A 16,110-nucleotide genomic window follows, 5' to 3' on the forward strand; every position below is an offset into this window, starting at 1 on the left:
CCTAGTGTTTTCGAAAATCGGCGCGGCTTTTCCAAAATCGGCGTGCCCAGGCCGGTTGACTGGATCACAGGTCTCGGCTTCGCTCGGGAAATGGAAGATGTCGCAACAAGATTTGATCTGCTTCTGAGGGGCGGGGCGGTAACCGCGCTGGCAATTTGCGCATTGGTCTTTTTGGCGCACCGTGCCCATTGGCCCCGAGGTCTGTCAGTGCCAGCCCTCTGCATAGGACTTATCGCTTACCTTCTCGTGTCGTCGCCGAACCTGGGACTTGAGAGAGCCGAGACGGTACTGATCCTGGGTGCCGGCCTTGTGCCTGTATTGTCGGTCTGGGCCGGTGCCGAAGTTTTCATTGACCGTCCGGCGTTCCGGCCGTGGCATGGCGTGGCGGCGGCCCTGGTCGTGGTCAGTACGTGGCTTGCACCCTTTCTACCCGTCGCTGCAACGGTCCGGGGCGTTCTCGTCGTCTTACTATATGCTGGATTACTCGGCATTGCCGTATCCACTGCCTCGGGTGATCTGGTCGAAACCCGTCGCCGGTTCCGCAGGTGGTTTGTGGCGCTCATGGCTCTGATGGGGCTAGGGATTTCAGGGATTGAGTTACTGAGACTTGATAGCAACCTGCCGCCTTGGATATACCCCCTGCATGCCGCAGGATTTCTGGTGCTGACACTTCTGTTCCTGCTTTGGGCGGTTCGAGTTGCCCCCGGCGTCTGGCCCCCGCAGCAAGCGGTCAAGGCAAAGACTGCCATGCCCCTGTCAGGCGCTGATGCTGCAGTGTTGCACCGGGTCGAGACCGCGATGGGTGATGGCATCTGGCGCACCGAAGGCCTTACAATCGCGCAGCTCGCAGCGGCAACAGCGGCGCCCGAACACAGAGTTCGTACCGCAATCAACAAAGGGCTCGGCTACCGCAATTTTGCGCAATACATCAACAAGTTCAGGATCGAAGCCGCGTGTGAGGTGTTGTCCGATCCGACCTGCGCCGATACGCCGGTTCTGACAATCGCCTACGATGTTGGTTTTGCTTCGATCGGGCCGTTTAACAGGGCGTTTCGCCAGATACACGATCAATCCCCAACCGCGTATCGAAATGCTCGTGTTTCACCCGCGGCCTCACGCCCTGTGGCCTAATGCTCGCCACTGAAACAACGGCAGGAACCGAACGCATACCACTTGATCGTGCGTGGACGCTGCCCAGCGCACCACACCGTGCCTGGCATAGTTTATCTGACAGACTCCCCCCTAGCGAGGTGCAGGAAAGCTGTTATAGTTTCCCTCAAGCCAAAAGGGAAAGCTGCCAAACAACGCCCAAAACAAAAAGCGGAAGGCAGCTGTAAAATCCCACAAGCCAACAGGGACGAACTAACATGAATAATCGTTTGCGCAAGGTCACCATTGTAGGTGGCGGCACGGCAGGTTGGATGACCGCGCTGCTTCTGGATATGGTGCTTTCCCGCACCTCAGCACCCAAGGATCGTCCGCGCATCTGCCTGATCGAAAGCCCCAACATAGCCACCGTAGGTGTAGGTGAGGCCACAGTGCCGCGCATGCCGGTCACGCTCCGTCAGGCGGGTATTTCAGAGCGAGAATTTTTCCGCGAAACCAACGCGTCGTTCAAACTGGGTGTCAAGTTTTGCAACTGGAACAAGGACGCCAAGGGTAATCGCATCGATTATGTGAACCCCTTTGCCCACGGCCAGATGGTGGAAGGGTTGGAAGCTGCCGAGTATTTCTTGCGCTTTGGCAACGGAGATCGGGACTTTACGCAGTCAATCTCGCCGCACGATCATCTCGGCCGCCTGTGCAAAGGCGCGCGGCAGTTGGGCCAGCCCGAATTTGAACAGCGGTTTGGCTATGCGTATCATCTGGACGCGGTAAAGTTTGCAGGCATGCTCACCAAGGTTTGCACCAATCGCGGCGTGGAGCACATCCAGGATGAGGTAAAAGCCGTTGAGCTGGATGAACAGGGCAACGTCAGCCATCTGATGTTGGAGCGCGCCGGCCGCCATGACATCGAAATGGTCGTGGATTGCACCGGATTTCGCGGGTTGATAATAAATCAAGCCCTTGGTGAGCCGTTTATGGACTATTCGGATTACCTGCCCAACGATCGCGCCCTGGCGTTGCAGATCGAACATCCCGATCCAGATAAGATCGAAAGCCTCACTCGGTCTACAGCACTTGGCGCGGGTTGGACATGGCGGGTGCCGCTCTTCAACCGTGTGGGCACAGGCTATGTGTTCTCATCGGCGCATCGTACGGATGATCAGGCGGCGGATGAATACCTCGAATGGCTTGGGGACAGCGGCAAGGGTGCGACGCCGCGCGTAATCCCAATGCGCATCGGGCGTGTGCGCAATGCCTGGGTCAAGAACTGTGTCGCGATCGGTCTATCCGGCGGGTTTATAGAACCGTTAGAGAGTACCGCGATCCATATGGTGGATCATGCGGTGCGCTGGTTCGCAGAACACTTGCCGACGCGCGACATCGAGCCATCGTTGCGGACAAGATACAATCGGCAGATGAACAAGCTCTACGATGAGGTTCTGGAATTCATCTGCCTCCACTATCGATTGGGCAACCGCACCGATGACCAGTATTGGATCGATGCACGAACGGAGATGAAGTTACCCGATCGGTTGGCCGAGAATCTAGAATTGTGGCAACACCGCCTGCCGATGGACCACGATATCGAGTTCGCCACGCTATTTGACCATCGCGTGTATCAGACAGTTCTGTTGGGCAAACAGGCCTATGATACAGGCTATGGCACTGGCATCCGTGATCGTCTGCGTCCGTTGAAGAAGCCGGTCTGGTTCCAGGGCATGAAGCGCGCGAAAGCAGATCTTGCGCAGATAATCAAAACGATGCCGGATCACAAAACGCTGCTGCGCGATATCCGAGGAGAGTTGGAGAAACCAGCCTTTGGCAAGGCGGCGGCGGTGAAACCGACAGTTGCGATGCCGGGCGTGGCACCAGCACCCGTGACGATCCAGAACATGCCGGATTTTGCCGAAATCCAAAGCGGCGCGAAGGACTTGCAGCTGTTCTAGATATTTTTGGCGCTCTGCGCGAAAGGCTCTTCTTGGATCAATTTAGGTGTGGAGCGTTAAACCTCTGCCCTCAAAGAGGCCATTGGCCAGGAGCGTTTGGTCAGAGAGCCGTTTTTGCCTACAAGGATTGCAGCGGAACCGCGACGAATGGGTGACAGGCGCGCCGCCTCTTTGCATTGGCCTAGCCGGCAGCGGGCCTTTGATCGCAAGACGACAAACTACTTCGAGGCCAGTTCTTTTTAATTTAAGAGATCCAGCATAGCGCCAAAATCCTGCACTTACTTGTCGAAGCTAATGCTCAATTTATCCGACGCAGCAACACTCTGACAGGATAGTATATCTCCTCGTGCGATGTCGCTATCTTCAAGAGCCATTCTGGCGCGCATGTGAACCTGGCCATTTGTCAGGCGCGCCTTGCAGGCGCCGCATACTCCGGATTGGCAACTGAAAGGGGGTGCGAGGCCCGCTGAGAGCACCGCATTGAGCAGGGTTTCGTTCTCTGCGACGGAAACATCGTGTACCGCCCCATCCAGTTCAACCTTTGCATTGGCGGCGACACCAATCACACTGGGCGCTGCGACCTCGCCCCCGCCAAAGCTTTCCATGTGAATACGGCTTGCCGGTGCATCCAGCGCCATCAGAGCATCCTTCACGTCGGCATTCATTGTTCCGGGACCGCAGACCCAATACTGAACATCTTGTGCCACGGGTGGGGTTTCGGCGATCGCATCCTTTATCAAACCTGCATCCACGCGCCCCTTTCGCCACGGACTAATGGAACGCCACATCGACGGAGCGGACAAGACATGACGCACAGTGAATCGGCTGCCATGCTCCGCTGTCAACTTGCCCAGTTCATTGTGAAAGATGATGCTACCGTCATCGATGTTGCCGTAGATCAAATGCGCCACTGAATGAGGCTCTTCTTCAAGCACAGCATTGATCATTGCAAAAAGCGGCGTGATACCGCTGCCTGCGCCAAAGAAGTAATGGGTACGACGGTTCAGTGCATCCGGCGAAAGTGAAAACTGACCAAATGGCGGCATGACATCGATCATGTCGCCGGGCGTTAAGTGGTCGCCGATATGATTGGACACTATCCCATCGACCACCCGTTTTACCGTGATGCGCAGAGGGGCACCTGGTGGGTTGGAAATAGTGTAGCTGCGGCGTTGCTCTGTGTCGTTGAGGTGGAAGCGCAAAGTGACATGCTGCCCTGCCTGCCAGCGAAAGGTCTCGGCCAGTTTGGCAGGCAGGTCAAAGATCACACTTGTGGCTTCGCCTTTGATCTCGGGCTGGGTTTCAGCAATCCGCAGGGAAAAGAAGTTGGGATTCATAGCATTCTCACCGATAGTCAAACGTGGTGTCCAGCGTGCGGATAGCCAACCGGCCCGCTTGCGAGACGATCAGGAACTTATCCGTCTGGGTCATGGTTCCGGAAAAATCATCCCAAGTGTAGCCGACACCGGTGACAACAGTGACTTCCGTGCCGCCCTCGGCGATCTCAGAGGTGATTTCGGGCGCATCGCGGGTGGTTTCCGCATATCCCCGCATCGCTTCGGCCCATGCCAGGTCTTGGCTCCAATCAGGAAGGGTTTCCCAGTCTGCTACCGAATAAGAAAACTGCTCATCCGGCAATCCTGCCCCGTATTTGACTGTGAAAATATGCACCGCCTCCGGGTGCCAGTCCTTCCATGTTGCAGCGATGGCGGGTTCATTTGTTGCTTCGAGATAGCGAACCGCCAGGTCCTTCGGTTCGTCTGACGGGTTGGCCAGGACCAGCCCGGATGCCAGGGTCATCCCGATCAGGGTTGCAAATATGCGCATCATTGTTCTTCCAGCCTGAGTAAGGAATGCAGGTGTTTCTGCACTTGATTGAGGAAAGGATCCGGTGTCATTCCAAAGCAACTGCGTAGGACCCGGTCTCTTGTGTCTCAAGAAAGCCCAGGATCGCTTTTTGGTGCCCGACAACCGGGCTTTCACCGTTGGCGGCTGGGCCGACCTCAAAATACGGGCTGGTCAGTGATTTTTGCTGTTGCTCACAGGCATAGATATCCTCGGCAGTAAAATCACCCGAGGCCATGGGATCGTCTTCACCGGTGGCGTCTCCGTCAGGATACTTCGGGCCGCCGAAATCCTTCCAGAAACTCCAACTGCTCCATTCCTGTTTTTGAAACTCCCACCCCGAGGCGTTCGCCAACTTGGTCCGGTTTTCCACGCGCGTCAGATCAGGCCCTAAGGGCGTGATGATGAAGATGTTCCAGCTGTCCTCGCCCGCGCCAAGCCCGATACCGGGAAACAGCATTGGCACCCAGGCCCCTATATGGGGTTCCGGTATCGCCCGCGGTGTGGGTAGGTTTTTTTCCAGATTCTTTGCGTATTCAGGCGCGGGGGGTTCCCAGAAGTGATAATGCGGCCCCTTCCACCCGTATTCCGCCCGCGCATGATCATACATATGCAGCGTGTTCGAATGCAGATGGCTCAGGTGATAGACGTCGATGTAGTTTTCGACCACGATCTTCCAGTTGGCCTTGATCTCATAGCTTCGCCGAGCATCGGGGTATTCCACCAGCTCTTCGGGTTTGTGTGGCCCCAACAGCGGATCAACCGCACCAAACCAATCCGCAAGGCTCGGCGGATTTGGATCAGGATGAACAAACAGCATTCCACGCCAGATATCGACACTGGCGGGTTTCAGTCCCAAACAGGATTTGTCGATACCATTGGGATATTCCTTTGCCTCATCCGGAACCGAAATCAGGTTACCTTCCAGATCGTATGTCCAGTCGTGATACGGACATGTCAGTGCTTTTTGTGTTTTCCCAACCGCCCGGATCAGCTGTGTGCCGCGATGGCGGCAAATGTTATGAAACGCGCGCAATCGGTGATCGCGGCCCATAACGATAAAGATGTTGTTCAGCCCGGCCTGTACCGAGATAAAATGTCCGGGCTCCGGCACGTCCTCTGCAAGCCCGGCATAACGCCAGGTACGCGAGAAGATCAGCCGCTGTTCGCGGTCGAACCAGTCCTGAGACGTATAGGCATCAACGGGAAGGTGGTGGTACATCCGGGTCATGGCAACCTCTTAAACAAGCCAGATGGCGTAGGAAGGAAACAGGCTGGCCGCGATCATCATCAGACCGAATACAGCCCAAAGGATCGCCACAACCCAAAACAGGATCGGGTCCTGATCGCGTGTGATGTCAAAGACAAGCGCGGTCTGGCCAGTCATGATTGACGGCACCAACCACCAGAGAAACAGCGCTCCCCAGACCCAGTAGAGCCCCAGAACCGCGGCAACCAGAAGAATGGGCAAGGCAACGTAATTGATAGTACGCGAGGTGCTCATGTGATTGCCTCGAGGCTTGCGGCAAGTATCTGCGCAGCCTGCTTCAGCTCCTGGCACCATGCGTCGGGCGGGCTGAGTGGGGTCAATGAATCCAGGTTTACATACGTGGCAGCGATCCCCTGCGAGACGACGCGAACCCGTGTGGCCGAGGCGTTGGGGGCGGCGCGCCGCAACACCACTTCGATTACCCCAAGAAAATGTTCCAGGCTTTCCACAAGGGGGTGTCGCATCTCCGGGTGATCGGCAACGGATGTGACAAGGGACTGGTAGGCCAGCGTCAGGCGCGGATCATTAGGGGTGGACTTGTCAAACAGAAGATCGATCAGATCCGTCGGGGTGCCCGTTGGTTCCAACGTGTCTTGCAAGGCATGGGTCGCCTCAGCGAACCGATCCACGACATACCCTATGAGGGCCCCTGTCATCTGATCCTTGTTGCCCAAGTAGTGACGCAGGATGGGTCGTTTGACCCCGGCTTCGGCCGCGATGCGTTCCTGTGTTGCCCCCTCCAACCCGAAGCGGGCCACGCAGGTAAGATATGCATCGAGGATTTGTTCTGATCTTTGGTCTTTCAAACTGGGGCGGGACATGGCGCTCTCGTTTATTGTCATAGTTGACAAATAACCGTCTAAAGTTAATTGTCAACTATGACAATAAATAAATTCAGACAGCGAACACTTACTACCCGCAGTTGGTCAAGTTTGGATAACAAGGCTGAGTGTTAAATCATTGAGCCCATTCAATTGGCCTTCGATACGGCCAGAAGCCCGGCTTTCAGGATGTCAAACATTCGATGGATTTCTGCTTCACTTATGATCAACGGCGGTGAAAAGACGCACATGTTCACGATGGGACGCAATACTAGCCCGCGCTTTTGGCATTCTGCATCGATCATCGCTCCAAGCTGGTAATCTCGTTTGAGATCATCCTGCGCATCGCCGGTCTCTGAGCATTGCACACATCCCATCAACCCCATTCCGCGGGTATCGGTGACAAGGCTGATCTCAGAGAGTTCCCGTAAACGGTTCTGAAAGATCGGTGTCATTAGCTGCACGTGCTCAAGAAGGTTTTCTTGTTCGATGATCTCCATGCTTTTCAGACCAGCTGCTGCGCTGACCGGGTGGCCGGAATAGGTGTACCCATTGGAAAATGTAGCATCCTGCCCAGCCACATCTTCGATCAACCGGTCCGATAAAATAGCCGCACCCATTGGCGAATAACCCGAGGTCAAACCCTTGGCGCACGTAATGATGTCAGGCTCTATGCCGAAAACCTCTTTGGATGCGAACCAGTGACCCAGGCGACCAAACGCGGTGACGACCTCGTCTGAAATGTAGAGAACGTCGTTGCGCCGGCAGACCTCAAGACAGCGTTTGTGATACCCCTCAGGAGGTACAATGACGCCGCCCGAGGCCAGGATCGGTTCAGCGATAAAAGCCGCGACTTTGTCCGGGCCAAGCGTCTGGATAGCGTTTTCCAGGTCGGCGACCTTTTCGTTCAAGAAGTCCTGGATGGATTGATTCTGGGCACGATAAAGGGGGTTCACGTCAGGTAAGAAATGGGTGAGCTCGTTCGCCTTGTCTAGCCACAGACGGTCACGTTCCTTTCCACTGACACTGGCGGCCAGATAAGTGCTGCCATGGTAGGCTTTCTGGCGAGAGATGATGATCTTTTTTTCAGGCAGCCCAAGCAGATTGTTCCGGAATTGGACAAATCGAAGCGCCGTATCCACTGCTGTTGAGCCGCCGGTCGTGAAAAAAACGTGGTTCAGGTCACCCGGCGCGCGTTTGGCAATCTCGCGCGCAAAACGCGCAGCGGTAGAGTTGGTGTTGCTGAACGGCGAGAAATAAGCAAGTTGTCGCGCCTGATCTGCCATCGCCTCGGCCATTTCTTCGCGACCATAGCCGATCTGTGTGCACCACATCCCACCCGGGCCATCGATCAGCTTGTTACCCTCGTCGCTCACAACGTGAATGCCGCTTGCGCCTTCAACAAGGGTTCGGTTGTTCTTGCCCAGGGTGTCCATCCCCTCCCACGGATGTAGGAAGTGGTCGTTGTCCCATTGCTTCGCATTTGTGTTATCCACGTGGGACCGCCATTTCCTGCGCTGACATGACAATTGCGAACTCTTCACGGACCAGCGCATCTGCTGCGCCAAAGTAGTTGGGGAAATGGGAGTTCAAGATCGTGTTGGCCTTGTCCCGCGCCCGTTCCAAAAGGTCGGTTTTGCCCTCGTTCTCCCATGTGTCTGTGCGCTCACGATCCATGAGCCGGGGGTAAACGAACTCGCTTTTCATGTAGCTCAACGTATGTGGGTTGCCCAGGAAATGACCGGGATCGATGGCGCATTGATGGATCACGTCTACGGCCATGGTTTCTTCCGTGACCTCGATCCCGCGTAGCGATCGCAGGATCATGCCCCCCGCTTCGTCATCAATGACCATGCTCTCAAAGCTGCATCCCATCAGGCTGCCGATCATTCCGCCGAACTCACACAGGCGATTTGCGCCGGCATGAGCGGCGAGCGTGAAGGTCAAAGCCTTTTCCAATCCGTATTGCGCGTCGGGTATTTTGGCATCGGTCATGCCTGCCCCGACTGAGGTGGGCAGGCCATAAAAGTTACCCATCTGAATGGCTGCGGCCCCGATCAGGGCCTGTTCGCCGCTGCCACCGGTAAAAGACCCGCTGCGCAGGTCGGTGATGAACGGCCAGGCGGCAAAGCAGACCGGACAGCCAGGCGTAATGAGGTTGACGATAGCGACACAGGCAAGCGTTTCTGCAACGGTTTGCACCAGGGTCCCAGCAAGTGTCGCGGGGGCTGTGGCCCCGGCCTGAGGCGGCACAGCCAGATCGACGGTCAGTCCAAGTTTGGCCGTATCTATCAGAATTTCCATGTTTTCCTTGCCAATCCGCAAGGGGGAAACCATCGGACATCCGCCAAAAATGACACTGGGTTTTTTCATGAAACTGCCCTCGCCGCCTTGCGCCAGATCGAACATTCGGATGGCGTGGGGAATATGGCTGCGGTCGCGGAACGTCAGGCAGGCAGGCTTTTGACTGCCGGCCAGCATCGCGTAGATGGTGTTCATGTCATGGGCAAAATCGCCGGTGACATCGGTCGCCAGAACCGTGTCCCCCAACATGTGGATGTTTTCGAGCTGATCCACCAACCGTGTGAAATCATACACGTCGCGCAGATCGCTCGGGCGATAGGATTTTGTTTCATAGTCGAAAGTCGTGACTGCGGTGCCGGAGTTGGCGAAGTAAACGCTTTCCGCCTTGCAATGCATGTCGTCTTTGCCCTCACGCTCACCGCGCGCGTAGACATAGAATTCCTTTGCAGCACCAGCGAGGATGTCCTCCATCAATGCTCGGGGAAAACACAAGCGGCCATGGTCGTTCAATACCGCCCCTTTGGGCAGCACAAGATCGAGAAGCTCGGGGAAATGATCTGTGACACCTGTGTTTTCCAAAACGTTGAGCGCGGCGTTGTGGATGTTTTCCATATCGCGCTGTGTAAGAGGCTTGTAGCGCCCACCACTAAGCCCGCCTCGTACGGCCTCGTTACCGGTCGTCGCCTGTTGAACGGCAATGCGCGCGGCGCGCCCACCGCCACCGCGACGACGCGAACGGGGTGTTTCGGTTGTGCTGTTCATAACGTTTCCTCTGCCAAGTCTATTGTTTCACGGCGAAACCAATCTTTTTCGGCTTCTGCCTTGGGGCGTTCAAAATTGCGGGCGGCGCGGTGACCCGCGAAAACAGCGTCGACGATCAACCCAGGCGATGCGGCATCGCCAATGAGTTCGAGAGTTTTCAACCCGCTCCCTCGCAAGCTGTCGTAAAGCGCTGTCTCGCGCTGGCGTTCAGTGACCAGCACCGTCGAGGCGCACGGAATTTCGGTATCGCGCCCTGTGAAGGCGCACCTGATGCGCGCCATGTCACCTTCAACCGCCGCCAGCACCTGATTGCAGCGAATGTCGACACCAAGTTCGATCAGTCTGGCCTGAATGCGGGGTTGCTCTAAGGTGTGGACTGCATAAGCGGAAACCAGACTGTCCGGCGTGACAAAAACCACTGAATATCCGGCTGTCGCCAGTTTTTCGGCTATCACGCCTGCCAGATAGATGTGGTCATCATCATAGATCAGGACCGGACCGCCGAAAGGCAGTTTGCCGGTCATGATGTCATCGGGCGTCAGCACTTCGGCACCTGACGCAATCGTCGGCAAATGGCGTTGCGTACTGCGGCCCATTCCATCGGAGCGCCAACGGCTGCCGGTGGCGAAAAAAACGTGCTCGATACCAAGTTCTGCCACCTGGTCGCCATCAAGCCTGCTGTCGGTGAACAACTGAACGTTGCCGCGCTGTTTAAGATCGTTCACGCGGTAATCCATTACCCGCGACCACGCGCTTAGTCCGGGAAGTCCGCATTCCTTTGCGACGCGCCCGCCAAGTTCGGATGACGCCTCAGCCAGAGTCACCTGATACCCGCGCCGCGCCAGTTGCATTGCACATTCAAGACCGGCCGGGCCGCCGCCGATAACCAGCGTGTTCGCCTCGCTGGTTTTCGGGGCGATGATTTCAGGGTGCCAACCGCGCCGCCATTCTTCACCCATAGTCGGATTTTGGGTGCAGCGGATTGGGATACCCAGATTGTCAGATGACACACAGATGTTGCAGCCGATGCATTCGCGGATTTCGTCAACCCGCCCTTCCTCAATTTTGTTGGGTATGAAAGGATCCGCAATCGAAGGTCGCGCAGCACCAATAAGGTCGACAATACCTTTTTTGACCATCGACAACATCATGTCAGGAGAAGTTAGGCGACCAACGCCAACCACGGGCTTCCGGGTTATCTGCTTTACGTGGGACAAAAACGCGTTTTGGTACCCATCCTCTGGCTGAAAACGAGTGGTCACGCTGTCATTCGACCAGTCGGCCACATTTACATCCCACAGATCAGGGAGGTCCGACAAAAGCTCGACCACAGCGCGGCCTTCTTCTGATGCCTGCATGCCATCTGCGCCGATCACCTCGTCTATGGCAAAGCGAAACGCAACAGCGCAACTGTCGCCCACGGCCTCATGTGTGTCTTCAAGCAGTTCGCGGGTCAGGCGCACGCGGTTTTCAAGTGATCCACCATATTCGTCGCAACGTTGGTTCATATGCGGAAGCATAAAATGGTGGGCCAGAGTCATGTTGTGCCCGGCGTAGACATAGATGATATCAAACCCGGCGTCTTTCGCGCGAAGAGCAGCGTCGCGATGCCAGCGGCGGAATTCCCGAATATCCGCCTTATCCATGGCCTGAGCCTGCTTTGGGTGCGTCGTGTCGACGGACATTTCGGATGGCGCAAGAACCGGCGCGCGGGTCAGCAGGTTTTGGGCATGATTGCCGTTGTGAACCAGTTGGATGGCTGCCAGCGCGCCATGCGCATGCACCGCATCCGTCATCAACTGCAACGCGGGAATATCGCGTCCGTCCCATAACCGCCCCTCAGCAAAGGGGGACAGATCCGAGGTCGGATGGATCTCGGTCTCCTGATTGGAAACCACCGCCCAACCACCTTCAGCCTTCATTCCACGCACTGCTGCGTCGGCTCGAGGCCGAACGTGCCCCAACCCAGTACAATGCGGCACCTGATAAAAGCGGTTCCTGGCTGTGACCGGGCCGATCTGAATCGGTTCGAAAAGCAAAGCATATGGGTTCGCGTTCGACATGTTCACGCGTTTTCCTATTTTTGGGATCCGGAGCCGTAAGGCCCCGGAAAAGTGGTTGTGTTAGAAGCCGGCTTTGATCCGTTCAAATTCTGCCAGCATTTTCGCCTCAAGCTCGGGGTTCACCGCATCAAAGAACAAACTGCCCTCGAAGAAGCTTTTTGGATCCGCAAAACCATAGGCTTCGATGTTGGCCTGATCGGCGACTTCAAACGCTTTTGCGTTGGAATGGGGGTAACCCCAATTGTCGATGATGTACTGACCGCTGGCAGGATCGGTGAGTGCGTTCAACAGATCATAGACCTGATCGACCGGTGTCGTGGAAGATTTCAGATGCACGTAACCACACGCCCATGTCGCGATGCCTTTGTCGACGTCACGCATCATTGCGGCAGGAACCTCGTTCCAGATCAGGTTCAACTCCGACTGGTTCCAGGCCCAACCCAATTCGATTTCACCGCTGGTCATCGCCTGGTCAAACTGACCCGCATCGGACCAGTAGAAGCGCACGTTCGGGTGGATCGAACGCAGAAAATCCGAGACTTCCTTGAACTGTTCATCGCTCAGGTTAGTGTAGTCATCAGCATTTCCGGTGGCCAACGCCGCCAACGCATATGCGGACGACGCGGCATCAGGAACGGCGATCTTGCCAGCATAGGCCGGGTCAGCCAGCAACTGCAGTGAAACATCATCTCCTGATATCTTGTCGGTGCGATAAATAAGGCCCGTATTCCCCCACTCGAACGGCAACATGTATAGCTGGCCGTCCAGAACGATAGCATCCACTTCCTTGATCTCGGGCAGCACATCGGCCCAGTTGGTCAACTTGCTTTCATCAAGTGGCTGGATCAGATCAGCTGCGACCCATTTTCGGACCGCGTCCGAACAGGGATGCGCCAGATCTGCGGCGAAACCCGAACTGAGTTTCGTAAAGGCTTCTTCCTGACTTCCGAAATAGGAATAGCTTGGCGCCTCATTCCCGTATTTTTCCATATAGCTCGCAAAGAAGCCGGGATCTTCATATCCTGACCAGTCAAAAACCGTCAGATCAGCACCACCTGCAAAGGTGCTTCCTGTACTTACTGCAGTCGCACACGCGAAGGCCGCAATTCCTTGAAGTTTCATTTTATCCTCCCACTGTTTTATTCTGTACTTTGACCAAGATCGATCACGCTGGCGCCCTGAAGCCCCAGCCAAACCGCATCGCCGCGATTGAAATCGACCGTGTGAAAATAGTTCGGAACCGACACCGAGATTGGTGTCTCGGGCCCCGCAACCTGAATATGGTAGTGAATGTTCTCACCATAAAAGGCGACGTTGCTGACGGTGCCCTGTACCGTAGATGGATAATCCTCGGGTTTTTCAGCGGCGATCTCTAGTTGTTCCGGTCGAATACCGATGTTCATGTTCCTGTCGCTGGTCGCGACATTGGGATTTCTCTCAATCTCCATACGCCCAAAAGCGGCTGCATTGATTGAAAGCGTATCGCCAGTCTCATCCAGCAGTTGGGCGGGCAAAATGTTCATCTCGCCGATAAAGCTGGCTACCTGCTGATCGCAGGGGCGGGCATAAAGCGTGGTTGGAGTGTCCACTTGTTTGAGCCGCCCATTGAACATCACGCCAATACGATCAGACATTGTCATCGCTTCATATTGGTCGTGGGTGACCATCACGAAGGTGATACCAAGCGATTGCTGCAGATTGCGCATTTCAAACTGCATCTGCTCTCGCAGTTTCTTATCAAGTGCCGACAAAGGCTCATCCAGCAGCAGCACCTTGGGCCGCATGATCAACGCCCGGGCAAGAGCCACCCTTTGCCGCTGTCCACCGGATAACTCGCCTGCGCCGCGGTCCTGAAGACCGCCCAGCTCGACCATTTCCAAGGATTCGGCCACGCGCTGGTCGATCTCGGCCTTGGGCGCCTTGCCCCGCAAACCATAGGCCACGTTGTTTCCGACATTCAGGTGCGGGAAGATGGCGTAGCTCTGAAAGACCATGTTCGTTGGTCGGTTGTTTGCAGGCACACCTTCCATTTCCTGACCATCAATCAAAACAGAGCCTTTGGTTGGTTCCTGAAAGCCAGCGATCATCCTCAAAACCGTGGTCTTGCCGCACCCAGAAGGGCCGAGGAGAGAGAAAAACTCGCCTTCCTTGAGATCGAGGTTGATCCCGGCAGCGGCAACAAACGTGCCGTAGCGCTTTTCAACGTCCCTGAGTTCTATGATGTTTCTGTCTGTCATCGGACCTCTGATGCGGAAGATCGGCGGCGGAAATACTCGGCCAGCACCAAAAGCAGAACCGAGGTAAGCAGCAAGATAGAGCCGAGCGCCAGAACATTGGGAAGCTTGGCCGGAAAGCGGATCTGGCTCCAGATATAAACCGGCAGGGTTGGCTGGTTCCCGGAAAGGAAAAAGGCGAGGACAAACTCGTCGAAGCTCACCGTGAATGTTACCAGAATGCTGGCCACGATGCCGGGGGTTACGACAGGCAGCGTCACGCGACGGAAAGTCTCAAATACGCCGACACCGAGATCATAGGATGCCTCCTCCAATGACGCGTCGAAGTCATCGAAAGCTGATTTCAGGATCGAGACAGAGAACGGCAGAGCAAGGAAGGTATGTCCCAGTACAACGGTCAAAAGAGATGGTTTGAGGCCAAGAAACAGAAACAGAACCAACATCGAAGAAGCGACAATGATGCCCGGGATGACCAGGGGCAGCATTACCAGACCTTCAGCCGCGCGCTGCCCCCGAAAACGGTACCGAACAAAGGCGCGGGCGGCAAAAAGCCCCATGGCCGTGGATAGAATTGCGACAACTGTGCCGACACCAAGCGAATTCCAAAGGGCTTGGATCAAAGTGTCCTGCTCGCCCAGCTTTCGGTACCAGTCCAGCGTCCAGCCCTTTATCGGAAAGGCCACGATTGTGCCGCTGTTGAACGAGAACAACGGCAGGAAGAGAACCGGCAAGTACAGAAACACAAGATACAGAAAAGCATATGCCGTCAGGGTCGAAGGACGCCTCATCTGATCCGCCTCCCCAGCCGCGTGGCGGTAAGGACAAATACAATGGCTACAAATCCGACCGAGAGCATCGCGATCAGTGACAATGTGGCACCAAGGGGCCAATTGTTGGCAGCCCCGAACTGAACCTGAATGAGATTTGCAATCATCTTACCGTCCGACCCGCCGACCAGCGCCGGGGTCACGTAATCGCCGACGGTCGGGATAAAGATAATCAGGCAGGCGGCAATAATACCCGGGATTGTCAGCGGCAGCGTCACGCGCATGAAACGTCTAATGGGGCCGTTGCCCAGATCGGTGGCTGCCTCCAACAGGCTGGGGTCGATTTTCTGCAGTGAGACATAGATCGGCAGGATCGCAAACGGTGCCCAGGCGTGGGCAAGCGTCAGCACGACGGCGAATTCATTATAAAGCAGAAAATCGAGCGGTTCGTCGATTAGACCCAGCATCAACAGCGCAGAATTCATCACGCCGTTGAACCCGAGGATGAGTTTCCAGGCAAATACGCGCAGAAGGTAGCTGGACCAGAACGGAATGGTAATGAGCAGAAGCCAGATGGTCTTCTTGCGCGCCTTCATCGCGATGAAATATGCGATTGGATAAGCCAGTGCGACAGTAACTGCGGTAACCGCCCCGGCGATCCAGATCGACCGCAACATCAGGTGACGAACCAGCGGGTCCGCAAACGCATCGCGATAGTTTTTCAGGGTCGGTGTCTTGTCGAGCGTCACATAGGATTGGGTCCAGAACGAATAGGCGACCAAGATCACCAATGGCGCCGCCACCAGAAAGCCCACATAGGCCGTGGCTGGTGCGCTGAGGGTATATCCCCGGGACGCTTCGCTACGAAATATCACCCAACCTCCATTTCCGAATTTTTCACGAGTCACTAATGGACGATCGTCCATTAAATGTTGCGCCAGAAAGGCCTTTCGTGTCAATCTCCCTGTGAACCGACCCTCTGAGTAGATCT

14 protein-coding genes are annotated in these 16,110 nt (G+C 55.8%); 2 read left to right on the forward strand and 12 right to left on the reverse strand.

Annotated features, from left to right (window positions below):
- Positions 1-246: 246 nt before the first annotated feature.
- Together SJY13_RS06595 and SJY13_RS06600 are read left to right on the forward strand one after the other, a co-directional pair.
- Positions 247-1,131 (forward strand): helix-turn-helix domain-containing protein, encoded by an 885-nt coding sequence (locus tag SJY13_RS06595; RefSeq protein WP_377189193.1) that lies wholly within the window; start codon positions 247-249, stop codon positions 1,129-1,131.
- A gap of 236 nt (positions 1,132-1,367) precedes the next feature.
- Entirely contained in the window at positions 1,368-3,053 is a 1,686-nt protein-coding gene (locus tag SJY13_RS06600) for a tryptophan halogenase family protein (RefSeq protein ID WP_377189196.1), read from the forward strand.
- A 278-nt stretch (positions 3,054-3,331) separates the two neighbouring features.
- Here the strand turns inward: SJY13_RS06600 and SJY13_RS06605 are convergent, their stop codons facing one another.
- The 12 genes from SJY13_RS06605 to SJY13_RS06660 form a co-directional block, all read right to left on the reverse strand.
- The gene (locus tag SJY13_RS06605; RefSeq protein WP_377189199.1) at positions 3,332-4,390 is read right to left on the reverse strand and encodes a 2Fe-2S iron-sulfur cluster-binding protein; all 1,059 of its coding nucleotides are present in this window, start codon (positions 4,388-4,390) and stop codon (positions 3,332-3,334) included.
- A 7-nt stretch (positions 4,391-4,397) separates the two neighbouring features.
- Complete coding sequence (locus tag SJY13_RS06610) at positions 4,398-4,880, reverse strand: hypothetical protein (RefSeq protein WP_377189202.1); 483 nt, start codon at positions 4,878-4,880, stop codon at positions 4,398-4,400.
- A 67-nt stretch (positions 4,881-4,947) separates the two neighbouring features.
- Entirely contained in the window at positions 4,948-6,129 is a 1,182-nt protein-coding gene (locus SJY13_RS06615; protein ID WP_377189205.1) for an aromatic ring-hydroxylating oxygenase subunit alpha, read from the reverse strand.
- A 9-nt stretch (positions 6,130-6,138) separates the two neighbouring features.
- A complete protein-coding gene (locus SJY13_RS06620; RefSeq protein WP_085821942.1) occupies positions 6,139-6,402 on the reverse strand; it encodes a hypothetical protein in 264 nt (87 codons plus the stop codon).
- A complete protein-coding gene (locus tag SJY13_RS06625) occupies positions 6,399-6,989 on the reverse strand; it encodes a TetR/AcrR family transcriptional regulator (protein WP_377189208.1) in 591 nt (196 codons plus the stop codon). Before SJY13_RS06625 ends, SJY13_RS06620 begins: the two co-directional genes overlap by 4 nt.
- Positions 6,990-7,138: 149 nt before the next feature.
- Positions 7,139-8,485 carry an aminotransferase gene (locus tag SJY13_RS06630; RefSeq protein ID WP_377189211.1) on the reverse strand — a complete coding sequence of 449 codons (1,347 nt, stop codon included), beginning with the start codon at positions 8,483-8,485 and terminating at the stop codon, positions 7,139-7,141.
- A complete protein-coding gene (locus SJY13_RS06635) occupies positions 8,478-10,055 on the reverse strand; it encodes a trimethylamine methyltransferase family protein (RefSeq protein ID WP_377189214.1) in 1,578 nt (525 codons plus the stop codon). The genes SJY13_RS06630 and SJY13_RS06635 overlap by 8 nt, the downstream gene beginning before the upstream one ends.
- Positions 10,052-12,118, reverse strand: a complete 2,067-nt coding sequence (locus SJY13_RS06640) for an oxidoreductase (RefSeq protein WP_377189217.1) — start codon at positions 12,116-12,118, stop codon at positions 10,052-10,054. Before SJY13_RS06640 ends, SJY13_RS06635 begins: the two co-directional genes overlap by 4 nt.
- 60 nt (positions 12,119-12,178) lie before the next feature.
- Entirely contained in the window at positions 12,179-13,240 is a 1,062-nt protein-coding gene (locus SJY13_RS06645) for an ABC transporter substrate-binding protein (RefSeq protein WP_377189220.1), read from the reverse strand.
- A gap of 17 nt (positions 13,241-13,257) precedes the next feature.
- Positions 13,258-14,355: an ABC transporter ATP-binding protein gene (locus SJY13_RS06650; RefSeq protein WP_377189223.1), complete on the reverse strand. Its 1,098-nt coding sequence runs from the start codon at positions 14,353-14,355 to the stop codon at positions 13,258-13,260.
- Entirely contained in the window at positions 14,352-15,140 is a 789-nt protein-coding gene (locus SJY13_RS06655; protein WP_377189226.1) for an ABC transporter permease, read from the reverse strand. Before SJY13_RS06655 ends, SJY13_RS06650 begins: the two co-directional genes overlap by 4 nt.
- A complete protein-coding gene (locus tag SJY13_RS06660; protein ID WP_377189229.1) occupies positions 15,137-16,045 on the reverse strand; it encodes an ABC transporter permease in 909 nt (302 codons plus the stop codon). The genes SJY13_RS06655 and SJY13_RS06660 overlap by 4 nt, the downstream gene beginning before the upstream one ends.
- Positions 16,046-16,110 lie beyond the last annotated feature (65 nt).

It is taken from the genome of Ruegeria meonggei (genome assembly GCF_042768335.1).
In the GTDB taxonomy this organism is placed as follows: domain Bacteria; phylum Pseudomonadota; class Alphaproteobacteria; order Rhodobacterales; family Rhodobacteraceae; genus Ruegeria; species Ruegeria meonggei.